Source organism: Ureibacillus thermosphaericus (assembly GCF_012396605.1).
GTDB classification, from domain to species: Bacteria; Bacillota; Bacilli; order Bacillales_A; family Planococcaceae; genus Ureibacillus; species Ureibacillus thermosphaericus.
On sequence record NZ_JAAXPW010000060.1, the window covers coordinates 1 to 8,088 of the forward strand.

Sequence of the window (8,088 nt, forward strand, 5' to 3'; positions counted from 1 at the left end):
CCTTTGTATTGGATTTGGATGGTTTACTACCACCCAACCATTATAAAGGATTTTTTTGTGTTTGGATTATATTTCAGAAAATTCGGTTTATTTGAAGGTGTTAAATTATTTTAATGCGACGCTAGTGGGAAAATATAGGAGAAAGAATTTTAATCAATCGATTATTTTAACAATCTGCTATATAAATATAAAGCAATCACTGTATCTGCCTCCTCTGAACAGCGTAGTTAAAATTGCTAAGCATGATATTTACAACAGAAAACAGTAAAATTTTATATGGTCCAACCAATTGTGAAGGTGGACAAATTATTATTTATAACCTTTTGGCATTTTACTTCCTTAATTAATTTAAAAGGGGGATTTTATGATTATACGATTATTAAATAACAATGAAAATCCGCCAATGGATTTGTTGTTATTGGCGGATCCTTCTGTGGACAATGTGGAAGAATATTTAAAAAGAGGTGAATGCTATGTTGCGGAAATGAATCATCAAATTGTAGGAGTTTATGTCCTGCTTGCGACAAGACCCAAAACAATGGAAGTCGTGAATGTTGCTGTTGCTGAAAACTATCAAGGAAAAGGAATAGGAAAACTTTTGGTTATGCATGCAGTGAATACAGCAAAAGAAAAAGGTTTTAAAACAATTGAAATTGGAACCGGAAACTCAAGCATCTCCCAACTAGCTCTTTATCAAAAATGCGGTTTTCGAATTACCGGTATCGACAGAGATTATTTTATAAGGCACTACGATATAGAGATTTTTGAAAATGGCATTCAATGCAGGGATATGATTCGGCTATCCCAAGAATTATAGAACGACTATGAGAAGAAAAAGATTATATTAATAAAACCCTGAAAAAGAATAAAATTGAGAGTTTCTTAAAAAGAAACTCTCAATCATTCATTTTTGTCATTGACAAAAGAGCTACCTGATGGACATTTTAAATTCCAAAAAGTATTCGTTATATTTTCCTAGCCATTCTAAGCCTAAATTTTCATATACTTCTAACCGATCTTTTATTTCTTCAGGAGGGTAGAAACGTTCATCGTTAACAATTTCTGGATCCATTATGTCTAATGCAGCTTTATTTGGTGTGGAATAACCAACATATTCAGCATTTTGCGCTGCTACTTCAGGATCCAGCATAAAGTTAATGAAGGCATGTGCACCATCAATATTTTTTGCTGTTTTCGGAATGACAAAGTTATCAAACCACAAATTTGATCCTTCCTGTGGTACTGCATAATCTAATTCTTCATTTTCTGACATCATATCAGCTGCTGATCCCGACCATGTGAGGGCAACAGCTGCTTCATTATTAATCATTAAAGGTATGATTTCATCACCGATGATCCCTTTAATATTTGGAGAAAGGGTGACGAGTTTATCAGTTACTTGACGCAACAATTTCTCATCTTTTGCATTTAACGATTCGCCAATGGAGTTTAAACCCATTCCCATTACTTCGCGGGCACCATCCACTAAAAATACTTTTCTTTTCAGGGAAGGATCCCATAAATCGTTCCATGATTCAAAAGTTATATGATCTGGAATTAAATTTGGATTAAAGACAATGCCAACCGTACCCCAGAAATATGGTATAGAATACTTGTTTTTCGGATCAAAAGGTAAGTCTAAATAATAGGGATCAATATATTGTAAATTCGGTATTTTTGAATGATCAATTGGGTGGAGTAAATCTTCTTCAATCATCATCTCAATAGTATATTCAGATGGGATGGCGATGTCATATGTCGTTCCACCTTGTTGGATTTTTGTCAACATTGCTTCGTTGGAATCAAATGTTTCATAAATGACCTTAATTCCAGTTTCTTCAGTAAATTGTTTTAATAAATCAGGGTCGATATAGTCTCCCCAGTTGTAAATTGTAATCGTGTCTTTACTTCCTTTGCCGCCGGAAGCTTCCAATTGATCAGCAACGAAGTAAAGCCCCGCACATAGTAGCAAAATAGCGATACTTAAGTTAATTAATGATTTCATAATCGTCCTAACCCCCCGTTAGCAAGCTTCGTGCGGCGGGTTACGAAATAGTAACCAATTACAATAAGAACCGTCACGACAAAGATAATTCCGGAAAGGGCATTAATTGTTAATGAAATACCAACGCGAGCAATGGAATAAATTTCTACAGATAATGTAGAGAATCCGTTTCCGGTTACGAAAAACGTAACAGCGAAATCATCTAATGAATAGGTGAGTGCCATAAAGAAGCCTGCAAAAATGCCAGGTTTAATGTAAGGGACGATTACACGGTATAAAACATCCCGTTTAGTGGCACCTAAATCTTGTGCTGCATCAATTAAATTTGGATTCATTTCTAATAACTTCGGCAATACCATTAAAACAACAATCGGAATACTAAAAGCAATATGTGAGATTAGGACTGACGTAAATCCGAGTTTTACTCCAATCATCGTAAAGAGAATTAAAAAGCTTGCACCAATCACTACATCTGGGCTTACAATCATAATATTATTTAATGAAAGCAACGTATTTCGCATTTTTCGGTTTTTTATTGACACAATTCCAATTGCCCCTAAAGTACCGAGAATCGTAGAAATTAAACTAGATAACAGGGCGATGATGATTGTGTTAATTAATATGACTAACAACCGAGAATCTTCAAAAACAGCTTGATAATGTTCCAATGTAAATGACTCAAAATTATGCATGGAACCACCGCTATTGAATGAGTAGAAAATTAAATAGAAGATCGGCGCGTATAATATGATGAATACAACGGCGACATATATTTTTGCTGGTGTAGATAATCTATTCATTACACGCGACCTCCTTTTGCTTTTCTACCAGTGAATAACATACTTACTAACATGATTAATACAAGGAATACGGCAATTGTTGAACCCATTCCCCAGTTTTGGGCAACGAGGAATTGCTGTTCAATAGCTGTCCCTAATGTAATCACTTGGTTTCCTGCAATTAAGCGAGTAATCATGAAGAGTGATAATGCAGGAATAAATGTAACTTGAATTCCCGACTTCACGCCTTCGATTGTTAATGGCCAAATTACTCGGCGGAATGTAGTAAAAGGTGATGCACCTAAATCTCTTGCTGCATCCACTAATGTTGGATTTAACTTATCTAAGGAGTTAAAGATCGGAATAATCATAAATGGAATAAAGATATAAACAGAAACAAATATAAAACTAAAATCAGTGAATAAAATTTGTTGAGACTCAATTCCAAATACGCTGACCACTGCATTAATCGGTCCATATAAACCAAATATTCCGATGAAAGCATAAGTTTTTAATAGTAAATTAATCCATGATGGAATAATGATAAACATGAGCCAAAGATATTTGTGTTTCGTTTTCGTTAAAATAAATGCCATCGGATAAGAAATAAGCAATGTAAAGAAAGTTATGATGACAGCGTAAAAAAAGCTAGTAAGTGTCATCTGGATATAAACAGGCGAAAAGAATCGTTTATAGTTTTCCAATGTGAAATTGCCGTTTAAATCTAGCATGGAATAATAAACGATTAAGGCAATTGGCGCAATGACAAAGAAAGCAATCCAAAGGAGATAGGGAATGAGCGGCCCTTTTGCTACACGATCACGCATTGTTACCCTCTCCATATGATTCTAATCGTTTATCAAATTCTTCTTCCGTCTCATTTAAACGCATTACATGGATTGCTTCTGGATCAAAGTTTAAGCCGATTTCTTCGCCAACTTCTGCCTTTTTCAAAGAATGAACGAGCCATTCATTACCGTCTTTATCATAAGTCGATAACTCGTAATGCACACCGCGGAACAATTGAGTATCGACTGTTACAACGAGTTTTCCTTTGTCCACTGATGTAATTTCCAAATCTTCAGGTCGGATGACAATATCTACTTTTTCATTTGGTTTCATGCCTTTATCAACACAATCAAAAACTCTTCCGGCAAATTGCACTTTGTAATCTTCTAACATAATGCCTTCAACGATATTTGATTCTCCTATAAAATCCGCTACGAATCGGTTGATTGGTTCATCGTATATGTCAACAGGGGAACCTGATTGTTGAATTTCACCATCGTTTAATACAAAAATTTCATCAGACATCGCTAAGGCTTCTTCTTGGTCGTGAGTGACAAAAACAAAGGTTTTTCCAAGTCGCTGCTGTAATTCTCTGAGTTCGTATTGCATTTCAGAACGTAATTTTAAGTCAAGGGCAGATAGTGGCTCATCTAGTAAAATCACTTCGGGATCATTCACAATTGCTCGTGCAATGGCTACACGTTGTCGCTGACCACCTGACATCTCAGAAATTTCACGGCTTTCAAACCCTTCCAAATTGACAAATTTCAGCGCTTCCATAACACGCTCTTTAATTTCGCTTTCTTTTATCTTTTTTATGCGCAATCCGAATGCGACATTTTCAAAGACATTTAAATGTGGAAATAGCGCATAGTCTTGAAATACTGTATTTACTTGTCGTTGGTGAGCAGGAACGTTGTTGATTTTTTTTCCATTAAAATAGACGTTTCCGCTAGAAGGCTCTGTAAAACCCGCAATTATTCTAAGAATCGTTGTTTTTCCACAACCTGATGGTCCAAGTAAGGTATAAAACTTTCCTTTCTCCAATTCAAAGTTTATGTTTTTTAATACTACTGTCCCATCGTCATAAGATTTTGATACATTTTCAAATTGAATAATTGTGTTACTCATATCCAAGCCTCCTAAACACTATAGATAAGATTCTGTTGCTACAAGAAGCAATTGTGACTCACCATCATTGGCATTAAATATTTGGTGATTGCTTGAAGCTTCATAATAGATTGAATTTCCTTCACTGGCGATGTATTCTTCTTCCCCTAAAACAACTCGAATCCGACCCTTTAATACATAAATAAATGTTTCAGCTAGAGAAGGTTCGAATTGTTTATATTCGCCACCCTTTTGAAATGTGATGATGACCGGTTCCATTTCTTTATCATTGGAAGTCGGTATAAGCCATTTGATTTCATATTTTTTTTCATCATCTATATAAGAGGTTTGGTCTTCCTCGCTGTAAACCACTTTTTGTTCTTCAAAATCATCATCAAAAAATTCTTTAGGGGTGGAACCTAATACTTCTAAAATGGTAAAAAGCGTGTCGATGGAAGGGGAGTTTAAATCGCGTTCAAGTTGTGAAATGTAACCCTTAGTTAAGTCCGTTCTTTCTCCGAGCTCTTCTTGAGTTAACCCTTTCTTAATGCGCAATGCTTTAATTTTCTTTCCGATTTGCATAGATAAAACTCCTCTTTTTCGACAAGTAGTTTATTTTTTCTAAACTTTTTGTAAGAAAGTTTACTTTTACAAAACTTTTAGTTTACAATTACAGATAATGATTATACCTAATTTTAATTGAAATGCAACAATTTTTTATAAAATTTTCATATTTATATAAAGAAAAAATGCAATATTTTTTTAACTTTTCAGTAAGATATTAGGAAGCGTTGTACCCAAAATAATTGAAAATACGGAATGCATTTGTTAACGTAAAAAAAGGAAAGTATTATCTTCATTTTGGCGGTTAGGGGGAATCTCACATGGCAGAATGTTTAGTGAATAAACAGGCTCCGTTATTTGAATTGAATGCAGCAATGCCGGATAAGACCTTTGGAAAAGTTGCTTTGGAAGATATCATGAATGAAGGGAAATGGACTGTTCTATTTTTTTATCCAATGGATTTTACTTTTGTATGTCCCACGGAAATTACAGCATTGAGCGATCGCTATGATGAGTTTGAAGAATTAAATGCAGTAGTAATCGGTGTGTCGACAGATTCAATATATACTCATTTAGCATGGATCAATACAGAGCGGACGAAAAATGGTATTGGACAGCTAAATTACCCTTTAGCTTCGGATCACAATCACGTAGTTTCAAGGAAGTTTGGTGTTTTAATAGAAGAGGAAGGGGTAGCGCTTCGCGGATTATTTATTATTAGTCCAGATGGTGAGATTCAATATCAAGTCATACATCACAATAATATTGGTCGGGATGTTGATGAAGTATTGCGCGTATTACAGGCTCTTCAAACGGGCGGGTTATGCCCAGCCAATTGGCGCCCTGGTCAATCTACATTATGATTTTACAGAGGCATGGGAGATATTTTTAAGGGGGAAAGTTGATGAAATTGCGTTCACCATTACCAGAATTGGATGGTGCAACAATATGGATTAATGGGAAAGTGCGAAAAGAAGAATTATTAGGAGAAAAACTCACGTTAATCCACTTTTGGTCAATCAGCTGCTACTTATGCAAAGAAGCTATGCCCGATTTTAATCGATTTCGTGAAAAGTATAAAGATTACTTGAGTGTCGTAGCAGTGCATATGCCTCGTTCAAAAGAAGATACGGATATTGAAACAATTAAACAAGTAGCGGAAAAGTTAAATATGACACAGCCTATATTTGTAGATAATGATTTATTATTATCGGATTTATTTGAAAATGAATATGTGCCTTCCTATTATTTGTTTGACCGCTCCGGTTTTTTGCGGCACTATCAAGCTGGTGGAAAAGGAATGAAAATGTTAGAACAGCGGGTAAACAGGATTATAGAGGAAAAATAAAAGGTAAAGTTGTCTGAAGGTAAGAAAACTCTTCAGACAGCTTTTTTTGTATCATGATTGTTTCAAAAGAGTTGTTTTTTGGAAAGAAAAGCTTCATCAAGGCTTCATGAAATATATCACTTATTATGTCATCGCCCGATTGACGAAGCGGTTAATATCCACTACAGCTCCGATGACAAGCAATATATCGCCTAATAATATTTTTTCATCGGCACTAGGAGAAATGATGATTTGTTCGCCTCGTTTAATCCCGATAATGTTAATTCCGTAATTCGCACGAATATCTAAATCTTTAATAGAATATCCAGCAATGCGATGGTTTGATTTAATTTCCATAATGGAGTGCTCATCGGATAATTCTAAATAATCAAGGACATTGGACGACATTATGTTATTGGCAATGCGAATACCCATGTCCCGTTCTGGGTGTACGATTAAATCCGCCCCTATTTTTTGTAATACTTTTGCATGATAATCGTTTTGCGCTTTTACAGTAACTTGGGGTACACCTAATTCTTTTATAATTAATGTCGTGAGTATACTTGCTTGAATATCGTCTCCAATTGCCACAATCACATGTTCAAAGTTTTGGATACCGAGTGATTTTAATGCTTCCTCATCTGTGGAATCTGCAATAACCGCATGGGTAGCAATTTTAGAAAATTCTTCCACTCGATCAGATGAAGAATCAATTGCCATCACATCTGCTCCAAGTCGAACTAATTCCCGGCAGATACTTCCTCCAAATCGTCCCAACCCAATAACTACAAATTCTTTTCTCATTTGTTACCTCCGTACATGCATCGATGACATTATTTTAGCTTACTATTTCGAAATCCACAAATAGAGGGAAAGGTTATTTTTTAGTTGTTTCCATATGGTTTACTTCGTGAATCGTATACGTTTATAATAAGCAAACCAAACACCATTATCACAAGTGAAGGCTTTAAAGCTTTTTCCTCGTTCTCAATGATTTCAAGTCTACTTTCTTCATTTATTTAATCGAATAGAAGTAATGGATTCCATTGATCTGAGATAATAGTCAATCGATTAAAAAGTTTGCGATAGGAGAAATTAGCCAAACTTCCGAAGATAATAGTCATTCACAAGAGCATAATAGTCAAAGTAGTGAACATAATAGCCAATCGATAAAAATAGCCGCAAGCGATGGGCTATAATAGTCAAATTTCAGAAGATATTAGCCATACGCAAGAGGATAATAGTCAAAGGAACGAACATAATAGCCAAGCGATAAAAAAAGCCGGGAGCAGAGAGGGATAATAGTCAAATTTCAGAAGATATTAGTCACACGCCAGAGGATAATAGTCAAAGGAGCGAACATAATAGCCAAGCGATAAAAAAAGCCAGTCAAGTCCCGATAATTGTGTAAAAACTCTTATACACTGTTTCCAAATCCGATTAAAGTAGCGTAAGTGGAATCAAACCAAATATAGCAGTTTTTGATTCCATTCCCCTCCCACATTTTTTAGCCG

Annotated in this window: 9 protein-coding genes; 3 read left to right on the forward strand and 6 right to left on the reverse strand. The window is 35.3% G+C overall.

The window, feature by feature from the left end:
* Positions 1–364 precede the first annotated feature (364 nt).
* A complete protein-coding gene (locus tag HF990_RS14520; protein WP_096550550.1) occupies positions 365–817 on the forward strand; it encodes a GNAT family N-acetyltransferase in 453 nt (150 codons plus the stop codon).
* Positions 818–928: 111 nt separating this feature from the next.
* Here HF990_RS14520 and HF990_RS14525 read toward each other — a convergent pair whose 3' ends face one another.
* From HF990_RS14525 to HF990_RS14545, 5 genes are read right to left on the reverse strand one after another with little or no spacing between them, the layout of a single operon-like run.
* Complete coding sequence (locus HF990_RS14525) at positions 929–2,005, reverse strand: ABC transporter substrate-binding protein (RefSeq protein ID WP_016838278.1); 1,077 nt, start codon at positions 2,003–2,005, stop codon at positions 929–931.
* Entirely contained in the window at positions 2,002–2,805 is an 804-nt protein-coding gene (locus HF990_RS14530) for an ABC transporter permease (protein WP_016838279.1), read from the reverse strand. Before HF990_RS14530 ends, HF990_RS14525 begins: the two co-directional genes overlap by 4 nt.
* Positions 2,805–3,611, reverse strand: coding sequence for an ABC transporter permease (locus HF990_RS14535; RefSeq protein ID WP_168412869.1), 807 nt, complete (start codon positions 3,609–3,611; stop codon positions 2,805–2,807). The genes HF990_RS14530 and HF990_RS14535 overlap by 1 nt, the downstream gene beginning before the upstream one ends.
* Positions 3,604–4,704 (reverse strand): ABC transporter ATP-binding protein, encoded by a 1,101-nt coding sequence (locus tag HF990_RS14540; protein WP_016838281.1) that lies wholly within the window; start codon positions 4,702–4,704, stop codon positions 3,604–3,606. Before HF990_RS14540 ends, HF990_RS14535 begins: the two co-directional genes overlap by 8 nt.
* Positions 4,705–4,722: 18 nt before the next feature.
* Positions 4,723–5,265, reverse strand: a complete 543-nt coding sequence (locus tag HF990_RS14545; RefSeq protein WP_016838282.1) for a helix-turn-helix domain-containing protein — start codon at positions 5,263–5,265, stop codon at positions 4,723–4,725.
* Between the two features lie 302 nt (positions 5,266–5,567).
* On the opposite strand from HF990_RS14545, the gene HF990_RS14550 reads away from it, so the two are divergent.
* A complete protein-coding gene (locus HF990_RS14550; protein ID WP_168412870.1) occupies positions 5,568–6,110 on the forward strand; it encodes a peroxiredoxin in 543 nt (180 codons plus the stop codon).
* Positions 6,111–6,151: 41 nt separating this feature from the next.
* On the forward strand, positions 6,152–6,595 hold the full coding sequence (locus HF990_RS14555; protein WP_096550555.1) for a TlpA family protein disulfide reductase: 444 nt from the start codon (positions 6,152–6,154) through the stop codon (positions 6,593–6,595).
* Between the two features lie 123 nt (positions 6,596–6,718).
* Here the strand turns inward: HF990_RS14555 and HF990_RS14560 are convergent, their stop codons facing one another.
* Positions 6,719–7,378: a potassium channel family protein gene (locus HF990_RS14560; RefSeq protein WP_016838285.1), complete on the reverse strand. Its 660-nt coding sequence runs from the start codon at positions 7,376–7,378 to the stop codon at positions 6,719–6,721.
* Between the last annotated feature and the right edge of the window lie 710 nt (positions 7,379–8,088).